14 protein-coding genes are annotated in these 21711 nt (G+C 72.6%); 4 read left to right on the top strand and 10 right to left on the bottom strand.

Annotation, left to right across the window (positions count from 1 at the left end; genetic code table 11):
* Nucleotides 1–297: 297 nt before the first annotated feature.
* Nucleotides 298–3141 (top strand): glycoside hydrolase family 3 C-terminal domain-containing protein, encoded by a 2844-nt coding sequence (locus ACQZOG_RS22050; protein ID WP_430741740.1) that lies wholly within the window; start codon nt 298–300, stop codon nt 3139–3141.
* Between the two features lie 63 nt (nt 3142–3204).
* Here the strand turns inward: ACQZOG_RS22050 and ACQZOG_RS22045 are convergent, their stop codons facing one another.
* From ACQZOG_RS22045 to ACQZOG_RS22035, 3 genes are all read right to left on the bottom strand, one after another.
* The gene (locus ACQZOG_RS22045) at nt 3205–4650 is read right to left on the bottom strand and encodes an aldehyde dehydrogenase family protein (RefSeq protein WP_203550031.1); all 1446 of its coding nucleotides are present in this window, start codon (nt 4648–4650) and stop codon (nt 3205–3207) included.
* Between the two features lie 486 nt (nt 4651–5136).
* Nucleotides 5137–6696: a PucR family transcriptional regulator gene (locus tag ACQZOG_RS22040; protein WP_033275954.1), complete on the bottom strand. Its 1560-nt coding sequence runs from the start codon at nt 6694–6696 to the stop codon at nt 5137–5139.
* Between the two features lie 165 nt (nt 6697–6861).
* On the bottom strand, nt 6862–8982 hold the full coding sequence (locus ACQZOG_RS22035; RefSeq protein ID WP_033275953.1) for a hypothetical protein: 2121 nt from the start codon (nt 8980–8982) through the stop codon (nt 6862–6864).
* Between the two features lie 279 nt (nt 8983–9261).
* Between ACQZOG_RS22035 and gabT the strand changes: the two genes are divergently transcribed.
* Both gabT and ACQZOG_RS22025 read left to right on the top strand, forming a co-directional pair.
* Nucleotides 9262–10596: a 4-aminobutyrate--2-oxoglutarate transaminase gene (gene gabT / locus ACQZOG_RS22030; RefSeq protein WP_033275952.1), complete on the top strand. Its 1335-nt coding sequence runs from the start codon at nt 9262–9264 to the stop codon at nt 10594–10596.
* Nucleotides 10597–11069: 473 nt separating this feature from the next.
* Entirely contained in the window at nt 11070–11705 is a 636-nt protein-coding gene (locus tag ACQZOG_RS22025) for a phosphatase PAP2 family protein (RefSeq protein ID WP_193456929.1), read from the top strand.
* On the opposite strand, the gene ACQZOG_RS22020 is transcribed toward ACQZOG_RS22025, so the two are convergent.
* From ACQZOG_RS22020 to ACQZOG_RS21990, 7 genes are all read right to left on the bottom strand, one after another.
* A complete protein-coding gene (locus tag ACQZOG_RS22020) occupies nt 11644–13458 on the bottom strand; it encodes a chitinase (protein ID WP_430741739.1) in 1815 nt (604 codons plus the stop codon). The two genes, ACQZOG_RS22025 and ACQZOG_RS22020, sit on opposite strands and share 62 nt — an antisense overlap.
* A 155-nt stretch (nt 13459–13613) precedes the next feature.
* Entirely contained in the window at nt 13614–15032 is a 1419-nt protein-coding gene (locus tag ACQZOG_RS22015) for an NAD(P)/FAD-dependent oxidoreductase (protein WP_037641868.1), read from the bottom strand.
* Between the two features lie 37 nt (nt 15033–15069).
* Nucleotides 15070–15870 (bottom strand): ABC transporter permease, encoded by an 801-nt coding sequence (locus ACQZOG_RS22010; protein WP_033275948.1) that lies wholly within the window; start codon nt 15868–15870, stop codon nt 15070–15072.
* Nucleotides 15871–16800 (bottom strand): ABC transporter permease, encoded by a 930-nt coding sequence (locus ACQZOG_RS22005; protein WP_033275947.1) that lies wholly within the window; start codon nt 16798–16800, stop codon nt 15871–15873.
* Nucleotides 16800–17969, bottom strand: a complete 1170-nt coding sequence (locus tag ACQZOG_RS22000; protein ID WP_033275946.1) for an ABC transporter ATP-binding protein — start codon at nt 17967–17969, stop codon at nt 16800–16802. Before ACQZOG_RS22000 ends, ACQZOG_RS22005 begins: the two co-directional genes overlap by 1 nt.
* Nucleotides 17970–17973: 4 nt before the next feature.
* The gene (locus ACQZOG_RS21995; protein WP_033275945.1) at nt 17974–19221 is read right to left on the bottom strand and encodes a polyamine ABC transporter substrate-binding protein; all 1248 of its coding nucleotides are present in this window, start codon (nt 19219–19221) and stop codon (nt 17974–17976) included.
* 49 nt (nt 19222–19270) lie between these two features.
* The gene (locus tag ACQZOG_RS21990) at nt 19271–20806 is read right to left on the bottom strand and encodes a gamma-aminobutyraldehyde dehydrogenase (RefSeq protein WP_203550034.1); all 1536 of its coding nucleotides are present in this window, start codon (nt 20804–20806) and stop codon (nt 19271–19273) included.
* Between the two features lie 219 nt (nt 20807–21025).
* Here ACQZOG_RS21990 and ACQZOG_RS21985 point away from each other — a divergent pair, with 219 nt between their 5' ends.
* A complete protein-coding gene (locus ACQZOG_RS21985) occupies nt 21026–21601 on the top strand; it encodes an NADAR family protein (protein ID WP_058917038.1) in 576 nt (191 codons plus the stop codon).
* The last annotated feature ends 110 nt before the right edge of the window (nt 21602–21711 follow it).

The raw sequence follows: 21711 nt of genomic DNA, 5'->3' as shown, positions 1-21711 counted from the left end.
TGGCCGATCGGAAGCGGTCGTCCGGCGGAAGGTGCACGCCATCAGGCGGCCTCGCTGTCGAAGCGCTTCGATGTTGCTGCGAGGTTAAGTGAACACCCAGTGGCATACAAGGCCCGCTTCGATAATTCCTTTGACGGATGCGCGATCACGAGGGAGGAGAGGCAGGTGAGTAGAGGCACATGGCCCTGCGGCTACGGAATGGTCCACCGTCGCGAATCCCTTGACACCCGACCCGGCCGCATCGAGCATCGAAGCGCTTCGAAAGCGCCGTAGCGCTCCATTCCGAGGGGACCCCACGTGACCGCACCCACCCCGCCCACGCCGCCGTTCCGCGACCCGGACCTGCCGTTCGCCGAGCGCATCGACGATCTGCTGTCGCGGCTGACCCTGGACGAGAGGATCGGCTTCCTGCACCAGTTCGGTCCCGCCGTCGAGCGGCTGGGCGTCGCCGCGTTCCGCACCGGTCAGGAGGCCCTGCACGGGGTCGCCTGGATGGGTCCGGCGACCGTCTTCCCGCAGGCCGTCGGGCTGGGCGCGACCTGGAACGAGGACCTGGTGCGCCGGGTGGGCGAGGCGGTGTCCCGCGAGGCCCGCGCGATGCGCTCCCGCGACGAGCGGGTCGGCCTCAACGTCTGGTCGCCGACCGTGAACCTGCTGCGCCACCCGCTCTGGGGCCGCAACGAGGAAGGCTACTCCGAGGACCCGCGCCTCACCTCGGCGATCGCCACCGCCTACACCCGCGGCCTGCGCGGCGACCACCCGGTGTACTGGCGCACCGCACCCGTCCTCAAGCACTGGCTGGCGCACAACAACGAGACGCGCCGGGACACCACGTCCAGCTCGGTCCGGCCGCGCGTGCTGCACGAGTACGACCTGCGTGCCTTCCGCGACGCCGTGGAGGCGGGCGCGGTGGCCGGGGTGATGCCGGCGTACAACCTGGTCAACGGCCGCCCCAACCACGTGTCCCCGTACCTGCGCGAGCACCTGCGCGCCTGGACCGACGAGGAGCTGCTCGTCTGCTCCGACGCGGGCGCGCCGTCCAACCTGGTCGACTCCGAGCATTACTTCGGCACGCACGAGGAGGCCACGGCGGCGGCCCTGCGCGCGGGCGTCGACAGCTTCACCGACCACGGCACCGACAGCTCGAAGATCGTCATCCGGATCAAGGGGGCCCTGGAACAGGGCCTGTTGAGCGAGGAGGACGTCGACACGGCCGTCCGGCGGCAGCTGTCGGTGCGGTTCCGGCTCGGCGAGTTCGACCCGGACCGGGACCCGTACGCCGGTGAGCGGGCCTTCGACACCCCCGAGCACCGGGAGCTCGCCCAGGAGGCCGCCGAGCAGGCCGTCGTGCTGCTCAAGAACGACGGTCTGCTGCCGCTCGCCCCGGGCGTCCGGCTCGCCGTGGTCGGGCTGCTCGCCGACGAGTGCAAGCTCGACTGGTACAGCGGCAGCCTCATCCACCGCTCCACCCCGCTGGAGGGCCTGTACGAGCGGTTCGGCGCCGACCGGGTGGAGTTCGCCGAGGGCGTCGACCGCGTCCTGCTGCGCACCTCCTCCGGCGCCTTCCTGCACGTGCCGCCCGCGCCGGACGCCCCGGAGGCGGCACGCGGCGAGGAAGGCGCCCTTGATCCCGCACTGCTCGCGGGCCGCACCGACCTGCCGCCGCTCACCGCCGCACCGGACGGCACCGAACTCGCCCTCGTCGACTGGGGCGACGGGGTGCTCACCCTGCGGGCCCCGGACGGCCGGTACCTCTCGGTCGCCGACGACGGGTATCTGCGTGCCTCCGCCGACCAGCCGGGCGGCTGGATCGTGCAGGAGACGTTCCGGCTGGAGCCCCACGGCGACGGCCATCTGCTGCGCCACCTCGGGACCGGGCACCCCGTGCGGATCACCCCGGACGGGGTGCGGGCCGCCGAGGGCGAACCGGAGGTGTTCGAGCTGGTCGTCACCGAGCGCGGCGAGGACGCCGTGGCCCGCGCCGCCGCCGCGGCCGACGTGGTCGTGGTGGTCGCGGGCAACGACCCGCACATCAACGGCCGGGAGACCGAGGACCGCACCACCCTGCGCCTCCCCGCCCAGCAGGAACTGCTGCTGCGCGCCGCCCGCACCGCGAACCCGCGCACGGTACTGACCCTGGTGTCCGCCTACCCGTACGCGGTGGACCCGGCGGACCTCCCGGCGGTGCTGTGGACCGCGCACGGCGGCCAGGCGGCCGGCACGGCACTCGCACGGGTCGTCGCCGGGGACGTCTCCCCCGCCGGACGGCTGCCGCAGACCTGGTACGCCGACGACGCCGACCTGCCCGAACTCCTCGACTACGACGTGATCGGCGGACGCCAGACCTACCTCTACTTCGAGGGCACCCCGCTGTTCCCCTTCGGACACGGCCTGTCGTACACGTCCTTCTCCTACGGTGAGTTGACGGCGGACGTGACGAACTCCGGGGTGCGGGTCGCGTTCTCGGTCATCAACACCGGCACGGTGACGGCCGACGAGGTGGCCCAGCTCTACGGGCGGGCCGTGGACCCGTCGGTGCCGCGGCCCCGCCGCGAACTGCTCGGCCACCGCCGGGTGACGCTCGCGCCCGGCGAGAGCACCCGCCTCTTCTTCGACCTGCCGCTGTCCGCGTTCGCCTTCTGGGACGTGGCGGTCGGACGGTGGCGGGTGGAGCCGGGGGCGTACGAGCTGCTGGCCGGCGCGTCCAGCGAGGACGTGCGGCTACGCGCCACCGTGACGCTGGAGGGCGAGCCGGGCGGTGCGCGTCCGGTCGCCGAACGCGGCCTGGACACGGCCGACTTCGACGAGCAGAGCGGCACGGAGATCGTCGACCGGACGAAGGAGTCGGGCGACGCGGTGGCGCCGGTCTCCGGCAAGGACGGCGAACTGCTGTACCGCCGGTGCGACCTGGGCGCCGGCGTGCGGGAGGTGTCCGTGGAGATGTCCGGCACGGGCACGGTGGAGGTCGCCCTGGACGGCGGCCCGTTGCTCGCCTCGCTCTCCCTGGAGACGCCCACGGCCAATCCGTACACGTACGTCGCCGTGACCGCCCCGGTCGCCGGGGAGCCCGGCGGGGTGCGGGACGTGCGGCTGCGGGTGCGGGGGGCGCTGCGGGTGGCGCGGGTGGACTTCAGGGGCTGAGCGCCGGACGGCGAAGGGCCCGGCACCGAACGCGTCGGTGCCGGGCCCTGCCACGACAGGTCCTCAGAGGGCGAGACCGGTGAGAACCATCACCCGCTCGTAGGTGTAGTCCTCCATCGCGAACCGCACGCCCTCGCGGCCCACACCGGACTGCTTGGCGCCGCCGTACGGCATCTGGTCGGCGCGGTAGGAGGGCACGTCGCCGACGACGACGCCGCCGACCTCGAGGGCGCGGTGGGCGCGGAAGGCGGTCTGCAGGTCGTGGGTGAACACGCCCGCCTGAAGGCCGTACTTGGAGTCGTTGACCGCGGCGAACGCCTCCTCCTCGCCGTTCACCTTCTGCACCGTCAGCACCGGCCCGAAGACCTCCTCGCAGGAGATCGTCACGTCGGCGGGCACGTCGGCGAGCACGGTCGGCGCGTACGAGGCGCCGTCGCGCTTGCCGCCGGTGAGGAGGGACGCACCGGCCTCGACGGCCTCGTCCACCCAGGACTCGACGCGCTTGGCGGCGTCCTCGCTGACCAGCGGGCCGACGTCCGTGGCGTCGTCGGACGGGTCACCGGTGACCTGCGCCTCCACGGCGGCGACGATGCGCGGGAGCAGCCGGTCGTACACCGAGGCGTCCGCGATGACCCGCTGCACGGAGATGCAGGACTGGCCGCCCTGGTAGTTGGAGAAGGTGGCGATACGGGTCGCGGCCCAGTTGAGGTCCTCGTCGCTCGCGAAGTCGGCGAGGACGACGGCCGCGCCGTTGCCGCCCAGCTCCAGGGTGCAGTGCTTGCGCGGCACCGAGTCCATGATCGCGTAGCCGACCTTCTCGGAGCCCGTGAAGGAGATGACCGGCAGCCGCTCGTCCTGGACCAGGGCGGGCATACGGTCGTTCGGCACCGGCAGGACGCTCCACGAGCCGGCGGGCAGCTCGGTCTCCGCCAGCAGCTCGCCGAGGATCAGCGCGGACAGCGGGGTGGCCGGCGCCGGCTTGAGGATGATGGGCGCGCCGGCGGCGATCGCGGGGGCCACCTTGTGGGCGCACAGGTTCAGCGGGAAGTTGAACGGCGCGATGCCGAGGACGACGCCCTTGGGGAAGCGGCGCGTGAAGGCGAGCCGGCCCTGGCCGCCCGCGTCGGTGTCGAGGCGCTGGGCGTCGCCGCCGTTGAAGCGGCGGGCCTCATCGGAGGCGAAGCGGAACACGGACACGGCCCGGCCGACCTCGCCGCGCGCCCACTTCATCGGCTTGCCGTTCTCGGCGGAGATCAGCTGGGCGATCTCCTCGGTGCGCTCGACCAGCCGGCGGCTGACGTGATCCAGGGCGGCGGCCCTGACGTGGGCGGGGGTAGCGGCGAACTCGTCCCGCACGGCGTACGCGGCGGCCACGGCCTCCTCGACCTGGGCGTCGGTCGGCACGCTCACGGCGCCGACGACCCGGCCGTCCCAGGGGGAGGTGACGTCGAAGGCGGTCTCGCCGGTGGCCTGGCGGCCGGCGAGCCAGAAGGCGTGGGTGGAAGTCATGTGGGTCCCGGCCCTTCCGCGTAGGAGGTGTACGTGGGTTGCTGGCCACCACGGTAGGTCCGGGACGCCGGAGCGGCGTTTGTCCGGGGCGGAGTACTACCCGGCCCCTCCATGCCACTTTGGCACCAGCCCGCCCAGGGGCGCGGGGAACTGCGCGACCAGCCACGGACGTCCCGCACCCGGCGTCGTAGAGGTGCCGCTGCGCCCACCCGTGCCGCCCCAAGCGGCACGACTGCCCGCAGCTGGGGCGGTACGCCCCTTCAGGGGCGCGGGGAACTGCGCGACCAACCCCCACCATCCCGCACCCGACGGGACGACCGCGCACACCACCCCCCTGAAGGGGCGCGGGGAACTGCGCGACCAGCCACGGACCGCCCGCACCCGGCGCCGCAAGGGTGCCGCCGCGCCCACCCGTGCCGCCTCAGGGGCGCGGGGAACTGCGCGCTCAACCCCCACCGCCCCGCGCCGGAAGGACAGCCTCGCCGCTCAGGCCGTGTCCGCCGACGTCGCCTTCAAGGCAAGCCACAGCTCCATCCGGACATCCGGGTCGTCCAACGACCGCCCCAGAATCTCCTCCACCCTCCGCATGCGGTAGCGAAGAGTGTGCCGGTGCACACCAAGATCCGCCGCCGCCGCGTCCCACTGCCCGTGCCGGGACAGCCAGGCCCGCAGAGAGGCGACAAGGTCGCCACGCCCCGTCGCGTCGTGATCCCGCAGCGCCCGCAGCAACCCGTCCGCGAACGCCTTCACCGCGTCGTCCGCGAGCAACGGCAGCACGGACCCCGCGGCCATCTGCTCGTGCTCCACCAGCACCCTGCCCCGCCGCCGGGCCACGGACAACGCCTGTTCGGCCTGCTTGTAGGCGGCGGACGCGGTGATCGGCCCGGCCGGCGCGGACAGCCCGACGACCAGTTCGTCGTCGTCGGCCTTCCGCGCGGCCTCCCGCGCGGCCGCGTGGTCGCAGCAGGCGGCGACGACGGTGCCGCCGTCCGCCGCCAGCACGACCAGCCGCTCCCCCTCCGGCACCACCAGCACCGCCTCGCCCGACCGCGCCGCGGCGGACTCGGCGGACTCGGCGAGGGCGCCGAGGGCGTCCCCGTCCGCCACACCCTGGGCGACGATGATCCGGAACGGCGCGTCGAGCAGCCCGCCGTACAGATCACCGGCGACCGCGCGGGCATGGTCCGGTTCCCCCGCGAGCAGCATGCGCAGCACGGCCGCGCCGATGCGCTGTTCGGCGGCGTGCAGCGAGCGGGAGCGTTCGGTGGTGAGGGTGAGCAGCGCGACGGCGGAGTGGACGGCGTAGCGCTCGGCGGTGCCGGGGGCGGACTCGGTGCCGACGGCGAGCGCCGCGCGGGGGCGCCGTCCGGTGCCGAGGGAGTGCAGCTCCACCCGGTCCTCGTGCTCCGGCCCCGCGACCACCGAGGAGGCGGGCGTGGGCCGCTCCCGCAGCCGCGTGACCTCCGCCGTGAGCCGGGCGGCGCGGCGGCCCGCCCAGTCGGGTGCGGCGGCGACGACCGCGCCGGAGGCGTCGTACAGCGCGGCCCACCCGTCGACCTGGGAGGCGAGCGCGGCGAGCAGCCCTTCGGGGCCGTCGGTGAGAGTGTGCCGGGTGAGCTCCCGCTGGGCGGCGAAGCCGGCGGTGACCGCGCGGTACTGGTCGGCGGCGATCGCGGCGGACACGGCCTTGCTGATGGCGAGGAACGGGGTGCGGCGCGGCACCTCCAGCAGCGGCAGCCCCTCCTCGCGCGCGGCGTCGACCAGCGCCTCGGGGATGTCGTCGTAGTGGACGCCGACGGCGAAGCCGAGTCCGACCACGCCCGCGCCGACCAGCCGTTTCACGTAGCGGCGCATCGCCTCCCGGTCCTCCGCGTCCAGTTTCAGCGCGGTGATCAGGAGCAGCTCGCCGCCCTCCATGTACGGCACGGGGTCGGCGAGCTCGCTGGCGTGCGCCCAGCGGACGGGCGCGTCGAGGCGGTCCTCCCCCGCGCGCACGGTCAGTTTGAGCGCGGAGTGGTGGACGAGCGAGGCGAGCGTCGGGGGCATCGGGGCGGTGAGCCTTCGGTTCGGCGGTCGGGGGGTCGGTGTGCAAGAACGGTGATCTTTTGGCCGTCTCGTATGAACGGCCTGTGTCGATTCTGCCTCACCGTACGGTCCCCGGCGGCGGGACCGCTCACTCCCGCAGGTACGGCCCCCGGCGGCCGGGACCGCTCACTCCCGCAGGTTCACCAGGAGCGGCGGCGCGTGCTCGCCCTTCACGGTCGTCAGGGACAGCACCGCGTGCCCCGCGGGCACCGCGTGCGCCAGCTCGGACGCCGACCAGCGCTCCCGCTCGACCTGGCGGACGGTGACCGCCCGCGCGGTGGGCGCCTTGCCGGTGATGGCCCGCCGCACCGCGTGTACGGCCTTGCCGGCGGGGCTCTCCGCGATGATCTGCCGGTCCGTGACGTCCCGCGCCTCGGTCCACTCCTTGCCCCACACCTCGGCGAAGTCCTGCCCGTCCCAGGGGGTCACCCCGGACAGCGCCATACGGCAGCCGGTGGCGCCGAGCAGCGGCCCGCGCAACGGCCGGGGCACGTCGTCCAGGGTGCGCAGGGTGAGCAGCACGCCCGCGTTCGCGGACCGCAGCCGCTGGATGCCGCGCACGGACTCGGGGGTGATGACGCCGGTGGCGTCGTCCAGGACAAGGCAGGCGAAGAGCGAACGGTCCTCGCGTACCGTGACGCTCGCCGCGAACTGGGCGAGGACCAGCCGCGCCAGCATCCGCGAGGCGTCCGCGTGGCCCCGCTCGGGCAGGTCCACGCGCACCCGGACGGGGTGGTCGAGCGCCTTGAGGGTGAACGGCCGGGACTCGCCGGAGGTGTCGAAGAACCCGGCGAAGGCGGGACGGTCGAGCAGCGCCACCCGGTCGGCGAGGACGCCGCCGACGTCACCGGGGTGACCCATCTGCCGTTCCCGCGCGTCGAGTTCCCGCAGCAGCGACTCCTGGCCCGCTTCCTGGAGGCCCTGGCGCAGGGTGGCCAGGGGAGCGGGGGCGCCGTCGAGCAGCCCGCGCAGCTCAGGCACCGAGGGGAAGCGGCCGTGCACCGCGCGGAACGGTCCGAGGAGCTGGGCGAGAACGGTGGTGGAGCGGCGGGTGTCGCTGCCGGGGTGCGGGTCCGCGAGGTCGCCGACGAGCGCCTCGGCGAGCACGGCCGCCGCCTCGTCGGGGTCGGTGGTGCCGCCGTACAGGTCGAGGTCGTACACGGAGTCGGGGCTGCCGATGCGGATGACGACGTCGTAGGCGTCGGACGGGCCGAGGCCCGCGCCGGCCGCGCCGACCACCACCACGGCGGTGCGGCCGGCGAGCGCCTGGAGGCACAGCGACTCGGCGACCGGCCGGACCACGCCGCCGGTCTTGCCGGACCCGGCCGGTCCGACCACGAGCAGGGAGGTGCCGAGCAGGTCGGTCCCGAGGGCGAGGCCGGCGCCGCGGTAGGCGTAGGGGTTGCGCGGGTCGTCGGCGGTGGTGCCGAGCCGCACCTGGCCGGTGAGCAGGTCGTGGCGGGCCTGCCGGACAGGCAGGTCGCGGGCGCCGGACGGGTGCGGGCAGGCGCCGGCGCCGTCCTTGAGCACCGCCCCGGTGAAGGTGGCGAGGCTGTGCCGGCCGGTGCGCACGCCCTGCCAGGCGCGGGCGATCCGGGCGTGGTCGACGTCCCGCATCAGCCCGGCGCGGGCGTCGGCGGCGAGCCGCTCGGCCGCGTCGACGGCGCCGGCGGCGCGCAGTGCGGGCCAGGCGGCCGGGTCCTCCTCCGGGGCGGGCGGGGGCTCGGCGCGGGGGGTGCGGCGCCAGGCGGGCGGGCCGTAGCGGCGCCAGATCTCGCCCCAGCGGCCGAGCCGGCCCACGCCGACCATGATGACCCCGGCGATGAGCACGTAGTAGGCGTAGACGACCACGACGGAGGCGAAGCTGTGCGGCTCCGCCCAGGAGTCGGGGATCATGGCGTACAGCGGCAGCAGCCACCAGCCGCCCAGGTAGCCGTTCCACAGCAGCGACCAGATCAGCCAGCCGACGAGGAAGGCGATCAGCGCGCCGCTGAACAGCTGACGGCCGGGGATACGCTCGGGCTCCTCCTCCGGGCGGGGCCGGTGGCCGAACCGCCAGATGCCGGGGAGCGTCTCGGGGCGCGCGGTACGCAGCCAGGTGAGGAACGCGGAGCCGTCCGGGGGCGGCGGCGCGCCCGGTGCGTGCGCGGGGCGCGGTGGCGCCGCCGGTACCTGAGGTGGTCCCGCCGGGCGCGGCACGGGACCGGCCTGCGTGCCCCGCGCGTCCTGGGTACCCTCGCTGTCCATCGCCCCTGCCCCCTGAGCAGCCGCCTCGTACGCCTACAGACACGTCAATCTAACGCCCCGACAGGCGCGGTCCACCGATGGCACGGCCGGGGTTCGCATCCGGCCGGAACGCGCCCTTCGCACCGCGTCGGCACGGCCGCCGTCCGGCGGGTATGTCCACGGCGGACAACCCGGACCCCCGGACAACGCCCACATGGAGCATGCCCAGCCTTCTCCCCCCGCCCTAGCCTGCGAGAAAAGAAGCATCGAGCGTCCGTTACACCCCCCCAGGAGCCCCGCATGACCGCACTTCCGCAGGAGCGCCGCGTCGTCACCGCCATCCCCGGCCCGAAGTCGCAGGAGCTGCAGGCCCGCCGCACCGCCGCGGTCGCGCAGGGCGTGGGCTCCGTGCTGCCCGTGTTCACCGCGCGGGCCGGCGGCGGCATCATCGAGGACGTCGACGGCAACCGCCTGATCGACTTCGGCTCCGGCATCGCCGTGACCTCCGTCGGCGCGTCCGCCGAGGCCGTCGTCCGCCGCGCCTCCGCGCAGCTCGCCGACTTCACCCACACCTGTTTCATGGTGACGCCGTACGAGGGCTACGTGGCCGTCGCCGAGGCGCTCGCCGAGCTGACGCCGGGCGACCACGCGAAGAAGTCCGCGCTGTTCAACAGCGGCGCCGAGGCCGTCGAGAACGCCGTGAAGATCGCCCGCGCCTACACCAAGCGGCAGGCGGTCGTCGTGTTCGACCACGGCTACCACGGCCGCACCAACCTCACGATGGCGCTGACCGCGAAGAACATGCCGTACAAGCACGGCTTCGGTCCGTTCGCGCCCGAGGTGTACCGCGTGCCGGTCGCCTACGGCTACCGCTGGCCCACCGGGCCGGAGAACGCGGGCCCGGAGGCCGCCGCGCAGGCCATCGACGAGATGTCCAAGCAGGTCGGCGCCGAGAACATCGCCGCGATCATCATCGAGCCGGTGCTCGGCGAGGGCGGCTTCATCGAGCCGGCGAAGGGCTTCCTGCCGGCGATCAGCGAGTTCGCCAAGGACAACGGCATCGTCTTCGTGGCCGACGAGATCCAGTCCGGCTTCTGCCGCACCGGCCAGTGGTTCGCCTGCGAGGACGAGGGCATCGTCCCCGACCTGATCACCACGGCGAAGGGCATCGCGGGCGGTCTGCCGCTCGCCGCCGTCACCGGCCGCGCGGAGATCATGGACGCCGCGCACTCCGGCGGCCTGGGCGGCACCTACGGCGGCAACCCGGTGGCCTGCGCGGGTGCGCTCGGCGCCATCGAGACGATGAAGGAGCTGGACCTCAACGCCCGCGCCAAGCGGATCGAGGAGGTCATGAAGGGCCGCCTGACCGCCATGGCGGAGAAGTTCGACATCATCGGCGACGTCCGGGGCCGCGGCGCGATGATCGCGATCGAGCTGGTCAAGGACCGCGCCACCAAGGAGCCGAACCCGGAGGCCACGGCCGCGCTGGCGAAGGCCTGCCACCAGGAGGGCCTGCTGGTCCTGACCTGTGGCACCTACGGCAACGTGCTGCGTTTCCTGCCGCCGCTGGTCATCGGCGAGGACCTGCTGAACGAGGGCCTCGACATCATCGAGCAGGCCTTCACCCGCGTCTGACCCGCCCCCGCGCCCCGTCCGGCCGTCCGCCCCGAAATCCGTCCCGGGTTCCGTCCCGCGATCCGTCCCGCGATGCGTCCGGATCCGGACAGCGGCAGAGCGTGTGAAGAACGTGTGGGGGGTGGATGACAGGATCCCGGGGGCCCTGTCGCCGGGCCACCCCCTGCCGTAGGTTTCTACCCGGATGAGAGATACACCCCCGCCCACAGGGGACTGTGGGCGGCTCAGGCCGAGGCCTCCCCAGCTTCGACCTGGTCGTGCTTCGCGCACACAACCGGGGCCCGAGGGCCCCGGGTCTCCTCACGATCGGACGGTCGCCCGCCCCAGACCCCCCGGGGCGCGCGACGTTCCGATCCGGACGGCCGTCCGGGCACCAGACACGGCAAGCCGTTCCCCGAAGGGCCGGCGCACACCCCCCCTTTGTGCCGGCCCTTCGGTGTGTCCGCTCCCCGCCGCCTGCGAAGCTGTCCCGCATGCTGCTGCTGGCCGTGCCGTTCCTCCTCTTCCTGCTGATCACCTGGCAGGTCCTCGCCGACGGTCCGCTCCTCCGCCTCGACGAGCGTCTGAGCGACGCGCTAGTCCGGCCCGACCGTGCCTCCGAACTCCTCTCCGACCTCGGCAACGTCGAGACCGCCGTGCCCGTCCTCGCCCTCGCGCTGGCCGTGACGGCGTGGCGGCTGCGCGCCACAGGTGTGGACCGCTGGTGGCTGCCGGCCGCGGCCGGAGCGGCGGCCATGGTCCTGGTCCCGGTGCTGGTGGCCCCGCTGAAGGCCTGGACCGACCGCCCCGGCACCCCCGCCGTCCCCCCGGCGACCGGCTACTTCCCCTCCGGCCACACGGCCACGGCGACGGTCGCGTACGGCACGGCGACCCTGCTGCTCCTCCCCCTGCTCGGGTCACCGGCCGTCCGCCGGTGCCTGGTCGCGCTGTGCGCCCTGCTGATCCTGGGCGCGTCGTACGGCCTGGTGCGCCGGGGCTACCACTGGCCGCTGGACGTGGTGGGGAGCTGGTGCCTCGGCGCACTGCTGCTGACCGGTGTGGCGCTGGTCAGCCGAAGTAGCCGTCGAACGTCCGCTGGAACTCCCAGCCGCCGAAGCGGTCCCAGTTGATCGACCAGGTCATCAGGCCGCGCAGGGACGGCCAGGCGCCGTGGGGTGTGTAGGAGCCGCAGTCGGTGTTCCTCGTCAGGCAGTTGAGCGTCTTGACGACCTCCGCGGGCGGCACGTGGCCGTTGCCCGCGTTGACCGTGGCCGGCATGCCGATGGCGACCTGGTCGGGGCGCAGGGGCGGGAAGACGTTGCCCGCGTCGCCCGCGACCGGGAAGCCGGTGAGCAGCATGTCGGTCATGGCGATGTGGAAGTCGGCCCCGCCCATGGAGTGGTACTGACCGTCCAGGCCCATGATCGGGCCGGAGTTGTAGTCCTGGACGTGCAGCAGGGTGAGGTCGTCGCGCAGCGCGTGGATCACGGGGAGGTAGGCGCCCGCGCGCGGGTCCTGGCCGCCCCACGGGCCGCTGCCGTAGAACTGGTGGCCGAGCTGGACGAAGAAGGTCTCCGGGGCCATCGTCAGGACGAAGTCGTCGCCGTACTTGGCCTTGAGGGTCTTCAGGGCCGAGACGAGGTTGACGATCACCGGGGTCTTCGGGTTCCTGAAGTCGGTGTCGCCGGTGTCCAGCGAGAGGGAGTGGCCCTCGAAGTCGATGTCGAGGCCGTCGAGTCCGTACTCGTCGATGATCTTCGAGACGGAGGAGACGAAGGTGTCGCGGGCCGCTGTCGTCGTGAGCCGGACCTGTCCGTTCTGGCCTCCGATCGAGATCAGCACCTTCTTGCCGGCCGCCTGCTTGGCCCTGATCGCCGCCTTGAACTCGGCGTCGCTCTCCACGCCGGGACACTCCGCGGCCGGGCAGCGCTCGAAGCGGATGTCGCCGGAGGTGACGGACGTGGGTTCGCCGAAGGCCAGGTCGATGACGTCCCAGCTGTCGGGGACGTCGGCGAGGCGGGTGTAGCCGGAGCCGTTGGCGAAGCTCGCGTGGAGGTAGCCGACCAGGGCGTGGGCCGGGAGGCCGGAGTCGCCGCCGCCGGAGTCGGGCGCCGGGGTCGTCGCGGTGACGGTCGCCGAACGGGCCGACTCGCCCGCTTCGTTGAGCGCCGCCACCTGGAAGGCGTACGCCGTCGAGGGGGACAGGCCGGTGACGGTGGTCGAGGTGCCGGTGACGGTGCGGATCCGCGCGCCGTCGCGGTAGACGGCGTACGAGGTGGCGCCCGCGGCCGGTGACCAGGACAGGGAGACGCTGGTGGGGGTCGTGCCGGACGCGGTGAGGCCGGCCGGCGGGGCGGGCGGCTGCCCGGTCTCGCCGCCGGGGCCGGTGAGGGTGATGTCGTCCGCGTGGTAGGCGCCCGTGCCGTACCAGCCGTGGGTGTAGATCGTGACGCTGGTGGTGGAAGGGCCGGTGCGGAAGGTCGTGGTGAGCTTCTGCCAGTCGGGGGCGGACTGGGTCCAGGTGGAGACGTCGGTGGTGCCGGTGCCGCTCGCACCGAGGTACACGTAGGCGCCGCGGACGTGGCCGGAGAGGGTGTACGCGGAGTCGGGCCTCACGGTGACCGTCTGGGCGCAGCGGGCGTTGTCCGAGCCGACCGGGGTGGCCTTCAGTGCGGAGGCGCCGCCGTGGACGGGTGAGGTGACGGTGGTGCCGGCCGGGCAGGTCCAGCCGTCGAGGCCGGCCTCGAAGCCGCCGTTGCGGGCGAGGTCCGCGTCGGCCGCGCGGGCGGCCGGCGTCAGGGCGGTGACGCCGGCCGCGGCGACGGCGGTCGCGGTGAGCAGGACGGCGAGGGGGCGGCGGGCGTGGGGTCTGGCGCGGTCCACAAGGGCCTCCGGGCAGGGGGGAGTTGGAGGGGTGGAGCGCGCTCAATTTGGTCCAGACCAATGCTCTTGTCAAGCCCCTGCGCAGCGTCCCGCACCCCCCGCCCCGGCCCCCGCCCCGGCCCCGGCCCCGGCCCCGGCCCCGGCCCCGGAGAGGCTCAGCTGTCGAACCCCAGCCCCAGCCGGTCCATCGTCCGCAGCCACAGGTTCCGCCGGCCCTCGTGCGCGTCCGCCCTGGCCAGGGACCATTTGGTCAGGGCGACGCCGGCCCAGGCGAACGGCTCCGGCGGGAACGGCAGCGGCTTGCTGCGCACCATCTCCAGCTCCGTGCGCTCGGTCCGCTCCCCCGCCAGGAGGTCCAGCATCACCTCCGCGCCGAACCGCGTCGCGCCGACGCCGAGCCCGGTGTAGCCCGCCGCGTACGCCACCCGGCCCGCGTGGGCGGTGCCGAAGAACGCCGAGAAGCGGGAGCAGGTGTCGATCGCGCCGCCCCAGGCGTGGGTGAAGCGCACCCCCTCCAGCTGCGGGAAGCAGGTGAAGAAGTGTCCCGCGAGCTTGGCGTACGTCTCCGGACGGTCGTCGTACTCGGCGCGCACCCGGCCGCCGTACGGGTAGATCGCGTCGTAGCCGCCCCACAGGACGCGGTTGTCGGAGGAGAGCCGGAAGTAGTGGAACTGGTTGGCGCTGTCGCCGAGCCCCTGGCGGTTCTTCCAGCCGATGGACGCGAGCTGCTCGGGGGTGAGCGGCTCGGTCATCAGGGCGTAGTCGTAGACCGGGACGGTGTACGCCCGCACGCGGCGGACCAGGCTGGGGAAGACGTTGGTGCCGAGCGCGACCCGGCGCGCGCGGACGGCGCCGTACGGGGTGCGGACGGACATGCCGGCGCCGTACTGCCGCAAGGTGAGCGCGGGCGTGTGCTCGTACACGCGCACCCCGAGGTCGAGGCAGGCGCGCTTGAGGCCCCAGGCGAGGCGGGCCGGGTTGAGCATGGCCACGCCCCGGCGGTCGTACAGCCCGGCGAGGAAGGTGGGCGAGTCGACCTGCTCGCGGACCGCGTCGGCGTCGAGGAACTCGATGCCCTCGGCGAGGCCGCGGGCGCCGATCTCCTCGTACCAGGCGCGCAGTTCCTCCGCCTGGTAGGGCTCGGTGGCGACGTCGATCTCGCCGGTGCGCTCGAAGTCGCAGTCGATGGAGTGGCGGGCGACGGTCTCCTCGATGGCGTCGAGGTTGCGGGCGCCCAGCCGTTCCAGGGTGTGGATCTCGTCGGGCCAGCGGGTGAGCCCGTTGGACAGGCCGTGGGTGAGGGAGGCGGCGCAGAACCCGCCGTTGCGGCCGGAGGCGGCCCAGCCCACCTCGCGGCCCTCGACGAGCACGACGTCCCGCGAGGGGTCGCGCTCCTTGGCGATCAGCGCGGTCCACAGTCCGCTGTAGCCGCCGCCCACGACCAGCAGGTCGCAGGTGGTCCGCCCGGTCAGGGCCGGCTCGGGGGCGGGGCGGCCGGGGTCGTCCAGCCAGTAGGAGACCGGCCGGGCCTCGGAGAGGGACTGCGTCCAACGGCTCATGGCGCTCGGGGCCATGATCTCAACTCCCTACTGCGGACTGTGGAACGACGCGTTATGCCTTCTGACGCCTGCGGCGGTTGCCGACGGCCATGGAGACCAGCACCAGAGCCACGGCGACCACGAACATGGCCGTGCCGATGACGTTGATCTGGACGGGCGTGCCGCGCTGCGCGGAGCCCCACACGAACATCGGGAAGGTGACGGTCGAACCGGCGTTGAAGTTGGTGATGATGAAGTCGTCGAAGGACAGGGCGAAGGCGAGCAGCGCGCCCGCCGCGATGCCGGGGGCGGCGATCGGCAGCGTGACCCGCAGGAACGTCTGCACCGGGCCGGCGTAGAGGTCCTGTGCGGCCTGCTCCAGACGCGGGTCCATCGACATCACGCGTGCCTTCACGGCGACCACGACGAAGCTGAGGCAGAACATGATGTGGGCGATGAGGATCGTCCAGAAGCCCAGCTCGGCGCCCATGTTGAGGAACAGGGTGAGCAGCGAGGCCGCCATCACCACCTCGGGCATCGCCATCGGCAGGAAGATCAGCGAGTTGACCGCGCCGCGGGCGCGGAAGCGGTAGCGGACCAGCGCGAACGCGATCATCGTGCCGAGCAGCGTGGCGCCGAGCGTGGCCCAGAAGGCGATCTGGAGGCTGAGGCCCAGCGACTCGCAGAGCCCGGAGACCCCGCACGGGTCCCGCCACGCGTCGGTGGAGAACTCCTGCCACTGGTAGTTGAAGCGCCCCTTCGGCCGGTTGAAGGAGAACACCGTGACGACGACGTTGGGCAGCAGCAGGTAGGCGAGCGTCAGCAGGCCCGCCATGACGACGACGTTGCGCTTGAACCAATTGACGAAGGTCATTTAAACCAGATCCTCCGTACCGGACTTGCGGATGTAGACCGTGACGACGGCGAGGATCGCGGCCATCAGGATGAACGAGAGCGCCGCGGCCGTCGGGTAGTCCAGGATCCGCAGGAACTGGGACTGGATGACGTTGCCGACCATCCGGGTGTCGGTGGAGCCGAGCAGGTCCGAGTTGATGTAGTCGCCGGACGCGGGGATGAAGGTCAGCAGCGTGCCGGAGACCACGCCCGGCATCGACAGCGGGAAGGTGACCTTGCGGAAGGTGGTCGACGGCTTGGCGTAGAGGTCGCCGGCGGCCTCGTGCAGCCGGGGGTCGATCCGCTCCAGCGAGGTGTACAGCGGCAGGATCATGAACGGCAGGAAGTTGTACGTCAGACCGCACACCACCGCGAGCGGGGTGGCGAGCACCCGGTCGCCGGCGGTCCAGCCGAGGAACGCGGTGACGTCCAGGACGTGCAGTGCGTCCAGGGCGCCGACCACCGGGCCGCCGTCCGCGAGGATCGTCTTCCAGGCGAGGGTGCGGATCAGGAAGCTGGTGAAGAACGGCGCGATCACCAGGATCATGATCAGGTTGCGCCAGCGTCCCGCGCGGAAGGCGATCAGGTACGCCAGCGGGTAGCCGAGCAGCAGGCACAGCACGGTCGCGGAGGCCGCGTAGAGCACCGAGCGGACGAACTGCGGCCAGTACTCGGACAGCGCGTCCCAGTAGGTGGCGAAGTGCCAGGTGACCTTGTAGCCCTCCTCCAGGGAGCCCGTCTGCACGGACGTGGAGGCCTGGTAGATCACCGGCAGCGCGAAGAACACGACGAGCCAGAGCAGGCCGGGCAGCAGGAGCAGGTACGGCGTCCAGCGGCCGCGTTTGCGCGGCGGTTTCTTCTCGGGGGCGACGGGCGCCGGCGTCGGCGGCGCCTCGGTGACCGTGGCCATCAGGCGACCTCTTCCTCGACCGTCTCGACGCCGGCGTCGATGTCCTGCGCAGCGTCGAGGCCGAAGGTGTGCGCCGGGTTCCAGTGCAGGACGACCTCGGCGCCGGGCGTGAGCCGCGGGTCGCGGTCGATGTTCTGCACGTAGACCTCGAAGTCGGAGCAGACGGGGCTGTCGACGACGAACTGCGTGGAGACGCCGATGAAGCTGGACTCGGTGATCCGGCCCGTGATCCGGTTGCGGCCCTCGGGTATCTCACCCGCGTCGTCGGCGTGCGTGAGGGAGATCTTCTCCGGACGCACCCCGGCCAGGATCTTGCCGCCCGTGGCGGCGGGCACGCTCGCACGGGCCCGGTGCAGCACCAGCTTGCCGCCGCCCGCCTTGAGCACGATGTCGTCGCCCGCCGCGGAGTCCACCTCGGCCTCGATGAAGTTGGAGGTGCCGAGGAAGTTCGCCACGAAGGTGGTGCGCGGGTTCTCGTACAGGTCGGCGGGGGTGCCGAGCTGCTCGACCCGGCCGGCGTTCATCACCGCGACGCAGTCGGCCATGGTCATGGCCTCCTCCTGGTCGTGGGTGACGTGCACGAAGGTGATGCCGACCTCGGTCTGGATCCGCTTGAGCTCCAGCTGCATCTGGCGGCGCAGCTTCAGGTCGAGGGCGCCGAGCGGCTCGTCGAGGAGGAGCACCTTCGGGTGGTTGATCAGCGCGCGGGCCACGGCGACGCGCTGTTGCTGGCCGCCGGAGAGCTGGTGCGGCTTCTTGCGCGCCTGCTCGCCGAGCTGGACCAGCTCCAGCATCTCCTCGACCTGCTTCTTCACGCTCTTGATGCCGCGCCGGCGCAGGCCGAAGGCGACGTTCTCGTAGATGTCGAGGTGCGGGAAGAGGGCGTAGGACTGGAAGACCGTGTTCACCGGCCGCTTGTACGGCGGCAGCGCGGTGACGTCCTGGTCGCCGAGGTGGACGGTGCCCGCGGTGGGCTCCTCCAGGCCGGCGATCATGCGCAGGGTGGTGGTCTTGCCGCAGCCGGACGCGCCGAGCAGGGCGAAGAAGGAGCCCTCGGGGACGGTCAGGTCCAGCGGGTGCACGGCGGTGAAGTCGCCGTAGGTCTTGCTGATCCCGGTGAGGCGGACGTCACCGCCGCCGGCCTTGGTGGTCTCTTCGGTGGTCTTCATCTCGTCACGCCCCAGTGAGCTTCGCGAACTTGCCTTCGAATGCCGTCTCTTCCTCGGAGCTCAGCGAGCGGAAGGCACGGGACTTGGCCTGCATGGCCTTGTCGGGGAGGATCAGCGGGTTGTTCGCCGCGTCCTCGTCGAGCTTCGCGAGCTCCTCCTTCACCCCGTCGACCGGACAGACGAAGTTGATGTAGGCGGCGAGCTGGGCGGCCGGCTGCGGCTCGAAGTAGTAGTCGATCAGGCGCTCGGCGTTCGTCTTGTGCCGGGCCTTGTTCGGGATCAGCATGTTGTCGCTGGAGAGCATGTAGCCGCTGTCCGGGATGACGAAGCCGATGTCCGGGTTGTCGGCCTGGAGCTGGACGACGTCACCGGCCCACGCGACGCACGCCGCGAGGTCGCCCTTGGTGAGGTCCGAGGTGTAGTCGTTGCCGGTGAAGCGGCGGATCTGCCCCTTGTCGACGGACTTCTGCAGCCGGGCGAGGGCCGCGTCGTAGTCGTCGGCGCTGAAGGACCGCGGGTCCTTGTCCATGTCGAGCAGCGCCATGCCCATGGTGTCGCGCATCTCGGTGAGCAGCCCGACCCGGCCCTTGAGCTTCGGGTTGTCCAGCAGGTCGGACAGGGTCCTCACCTCGACCCCGTCGAGCGCCTTCTTGTTGTACGCGATGACGGTCGCGATGCCCTGCCAGGGGTACGAGTAGGCGCGGCCCGGGTCCCAGTCGGGGGTGCGGTACGACGAGGCCACGTTGGCGAAGGCGTGCGGCAGGTTGGAGGCGTCGAGCTTCTGCACCCAGCCGAGCCGGATCAGCCGGGCGGCCAGCCAGTCGGTGAGGACGATGATGTCGCGGCCGGTGTCCTGGCGCGCGGCGAGCTGCGGCTTGATCTTGCCGAAGAACTCGGTGTTGTCGTTGATGTCCTCGGTGTACTTGACCTTGATGCCGGTGCGTTTCGTGAACGCCTCCAGCGTGGGGTGCCGGCGCCCGCTGTCGTCGATGTCCATGTACTCGGTCCAGTTGGAGAAGTTCACGCTCTTCTCCTGGGCCGAGTGGTCCTCCGCCGAGACGCCGCCCTCGGTGTTCCCCGCAGGCGGGATGCCGCAGGCGCTCAGCGCGCCCAGGCCGCCGACCGCGAGCGCGCCGCCCGCCGAGGCGCGCAGCAGGGAACGGCGGGAGAGGGCCGCCCTGCCGTTGCGGAAACTGCGCCGTATCGCGGCCTGCTGGACCGGCGAGAGGCGGTCGGGCTCGTACTGCTCCATGCGCGTGGTGCCCTTTCGGGAAGTGGCCGCGGGTCGTGCGGCCTGGCTGCTATCGGTCCCCGAAGACGGTGCGGTGCCAGTCCTTGCGGACCACCGCGGTGTTGTCGAACATGACGTGCTTGATCTGGGTGTACTCCTCGAAGGAGTACGCGGACATGTCCTTGCCGTAGCCGGACGCCTTGTAGCCGCCGTGCGGCATCTCGCTGATGATCGGGATGTGGTCGTTGATCCACACGCACCCCGCCTTGATCTCGCGGGTGGCCCGCCCCGTGCGGTACACGTCGCGGCTCCAGGCGGAGGCGGCGAGCCCGTACGGGGTGTCGTTGGCGAGTGCGATGCCCTCGTCGTCGGTGTCGAAGGGCAGGACGACCAGCACCGGTCCGAAGATCTCCGACTGCACGACCTCGCTGTCCTGCGCGGCGCCGGCGATCAGCGTGGGGCGATAGTACGCGCCGTCGGACAGATCGCCCAGAGGTGTCTCACCGCCGGTCACCACGCGCGCGTAGGAGCGCGCGCGGTCGACGAATCCGGCCACCCGGTCGCGCTGGGCGTGGGACACCAGCGGGCCGAGGTCGGTGCCGGGGGCGAAGGGGTCGCCGAGGCGGACGGTCTCCATCAGCGCGGCGGTGCGCTCGACGAACGCGTCGTACAGGGGGCGCTGCACGTACGCGCGCGTGGCGGCCGTGCAGTCCTGGCCGGTGTTGATGAGCGCGCCCGCGACGGCCCCGTTGACGGCCGCGTCGAGGTCGGCGTCGTCGAAGACCACGAAGGGGGCCTTGCCGCCGAGCTCCAGGTGGAGGCGCTTGACGGTGGCGGTGGCGATCTCGGCGACGCGCTTGCCGACGGCGGTGGAGCCGGTGAACGAGGTCATGGCCACGTCGGGGTGGCCGACCAGGTGCTCGCCGGCCTCCTTGCCGGTGCCGGTGACGATGTTGATCACGCCGTCGGGGATGCCGGCGTCGGTGGCGGCCTGCGCGAACAGCAGCGAGGTCAGCGGGGTGAGCTCGGCGGGCTTCAGCACGATCGTGTTGCCCGCGGCGATCGCCGGGAGGATCTTCCACGCGGCCATCTGCAGCGGGTAGTTCCAGGGGGCGATGGAGCCGACGACGCCGATGGGCTCGCGCCGGACGTAGGAGGTGTGGTCGCCCGAGTACTCGCCGGCCGACTGGCCCGCGAGGTGGCGGGCGGCGCCCGCGAAGAACGCGATGTTGTCGATCGTGCCCGGCACGTCGAACTCGCGCGTCAGCTTCAGCGGCTTGCCGCACTGGAGCGACTCGGCGCGGGCGAAGTCCTCGGCCCGCTCGGCGACGACGGCGGCGAACCGGTGCAGGGCGTCGGAGCGCTCACCGGGGGTGGCGGCCGCCCAGGCCGGAAACGCCTCACGTGCGGCGGCGACGGCCGCGTCGACGTCGTCGGCGCCGGCGAGGTCGTAGGTGTACACCTCCGCGCCGGTGGCCGGGTCGACGACCGCGTGGGTGCGTCCCGAGGTGCCCTTCGTCAGGCGGCCCGCGACGAACTGCGCGCCGTCCGCGAAACGTTCGGCGGCCGGGAAGCGGTCCTGCGGGGTGGAGCCGGGTTTGTGCATGTCGCTCTCCTCCGTGTCCCCGAGGGGGGCGGCGTGGCTTGAGCTCGATTTGAGTGCCGATCCTGACAGAGCAGAGGCACTCCAACAAGTGATTCCGTTGTTGCCATTTGGTTACGCGACGGAATCTGTCGACCAGGTGTCGAGTGGCAACGGAAAAGGCAGGACGGAATGTCAGTGGTGCCTGCGAGACTGCTCTGCGCACAGATCGACAGGGGGGTGATGAGCGTGGACGGAACCGTACGAACGGCGGCGTCCCGGGAGGCGCTGATCGAGGCGGTGCGGGCCGGGGAGCGGGTGAAGTACCTGCACTTCTGGGGACACCGGCCACTGCCCGACGGACGCGTCGGGGCGAGCTGCCTGAGCCAGTGGTGGCCGTCCCCGTTCACCGTCGACGGCGTGGAGTACGCGACGGCGGAGCACTGGATGATGGCGGCCAAGGCCCGCCTCTTCGGGGACGCGGAGGGCGAGCGGCGCGTCCTGGCCGCGGGGCACCCCTCGGAGGCGAAGAAGGCCGGGCGCCTGGTCCGGGGCTTCGACGAGGAGGTCTGGCGGCGGGAGCGGTTCGGGATCGTGGTGGAGGGCAGCGGGCACAAGTTCGCAGCTCACGGTGAGCTGCGGTCTTTCCTGCTGGGCACGGGCGACCGCGTCCTGGTCGAGGCGAGCCCCGTCGACCGGGTCTGGGGCATAGGCCTGGCGGCCGACGCGGAGGGGGCGCACGACCCGACCCGCTGGCGCGGCCCGAACCTGCTGGGCTTCGCTCTGATGGAGGCCCGGAGGCGACTGCGGGAGTCGTGACACGCGGCCGGGTGCGGGCAGTCCGTGGCTGGTCGCGCAGTTCCCCGCGCCCCTGAAGGGCGCACCTAGCTGCGGGCAGTCGTGCCGCTGGGGCGGCACGGGTGGGCGCA

Source organism: Streptomyces sp. P13-3-3, assembly GCF_050571355.1.
GTDB classification, from domain to species: domain Bacteria; phylum Actinomycetota; class Actinomycetes; order Streptomycetales; family Streptomycetaceae; genus Streptomyces; species Streptomyces althioticus.
The sequence above is the reverse complement of the archived record's forward strand: the minus strand, read 5'-3'. Positions and strand labels throughout refer to the sequence as shown.

What these genes read in the sequence shown, in the direction of transcription:
- ACQZOG_RS22045 (WP_203550031.1), bottom strand. Translation starts at nt 4,650, where the DNA reads ATGACTTCCACCCACGCCTTCTGGCTCGCCGGCCGCCAGGCCACCGGC.
- ACQZOG_RS22040 (WP_033275954.1), bottom strand. Translation starts at nt 6,696, where the DNA reads ATGCCCCCGACGCTCGCCTCGCTCGTCCACCACTCCGCGCTCAAACTG.
- ACQZOG_RS22035 (WP_033275953.1), bottom strand. Translation starts at nt 8,982, where the DNA reads ATGGACAGCGAGGGTACCCAGGACGCGCGGGGCACGCAGGCCGGTCCC.
- gabT (WP_033275952.1), top strand. Translation starts at nt 9,262, where the DNA reads ATGACCGCACTTCCGCAGGAGCGCCGCGTCGTCACCGCCATCCCCGGC.
- ACQZOG_RS22025 (WP_193456929.1), top strand. Translation starts at nt 11,070, where the DNA reads ATGCTGCTGCTGGCCGTGCCGTTCCTCCTCTTCCTGCTGATCACCTGG.
- ACQZOG_RS22015 (WP_037641868.1), bottom strand. Translation starts at nt 15,032, where the DNA reads ATGGCCCCGAGCGCCATGAGCCGTTGGACGCAGTCCCTCTCCGAGGCC.
- ACQZOG_RS22010 (WP_033275948.1), bottom strand. Translation starts at nt 15,870, where the DNA reads ATGACCTTCGTCAATTGGTTCAAGCGCAACGTCGTCGTCATGGCGGGC.
- ACQZOG_RS22005 (WP_033275947.1), bottom strand. Translation starts at nt 16,800, where the DNA reads ATGGCCACGGTCACCGAGGCGCCGCCGACGCCGGCGCCCGTCGCCCCC.
- ACQZOG_RS22000 (WP_033275946.1), bottom strand. Translation starts at nt 17,969, where the DNA reads ATGAAGACCACCGAAGAGACCACCAAGGCCGGCGGCGGTGACGTCCGC.
- ACQZOG_RS21995 (WP_033275945.1), bottom strand. Translation starts at nt 19,221, where the DNA reads ATGGAGCAGTACGAGCCCGACCGCCTCTCGCCGGTCCAGCAGGCCGCG.
- ACQZOG_RS21990 (WP_203550034.1), bottom strand. Translation starts at nt 20,806, where the DNA reads ATGCACAAACCCGGCTCCACCCCGCAGGACCGCTTCCCGGCCGCCGAA.
- ACQZOG_RS21985 (WP_058917038.1), top strand. Translation starts at nt 21,026, where the DNA reads ATGAGCGTGGACGGAACCGTACGAACGGCGGCGTCCCGGGAGGCGCTG.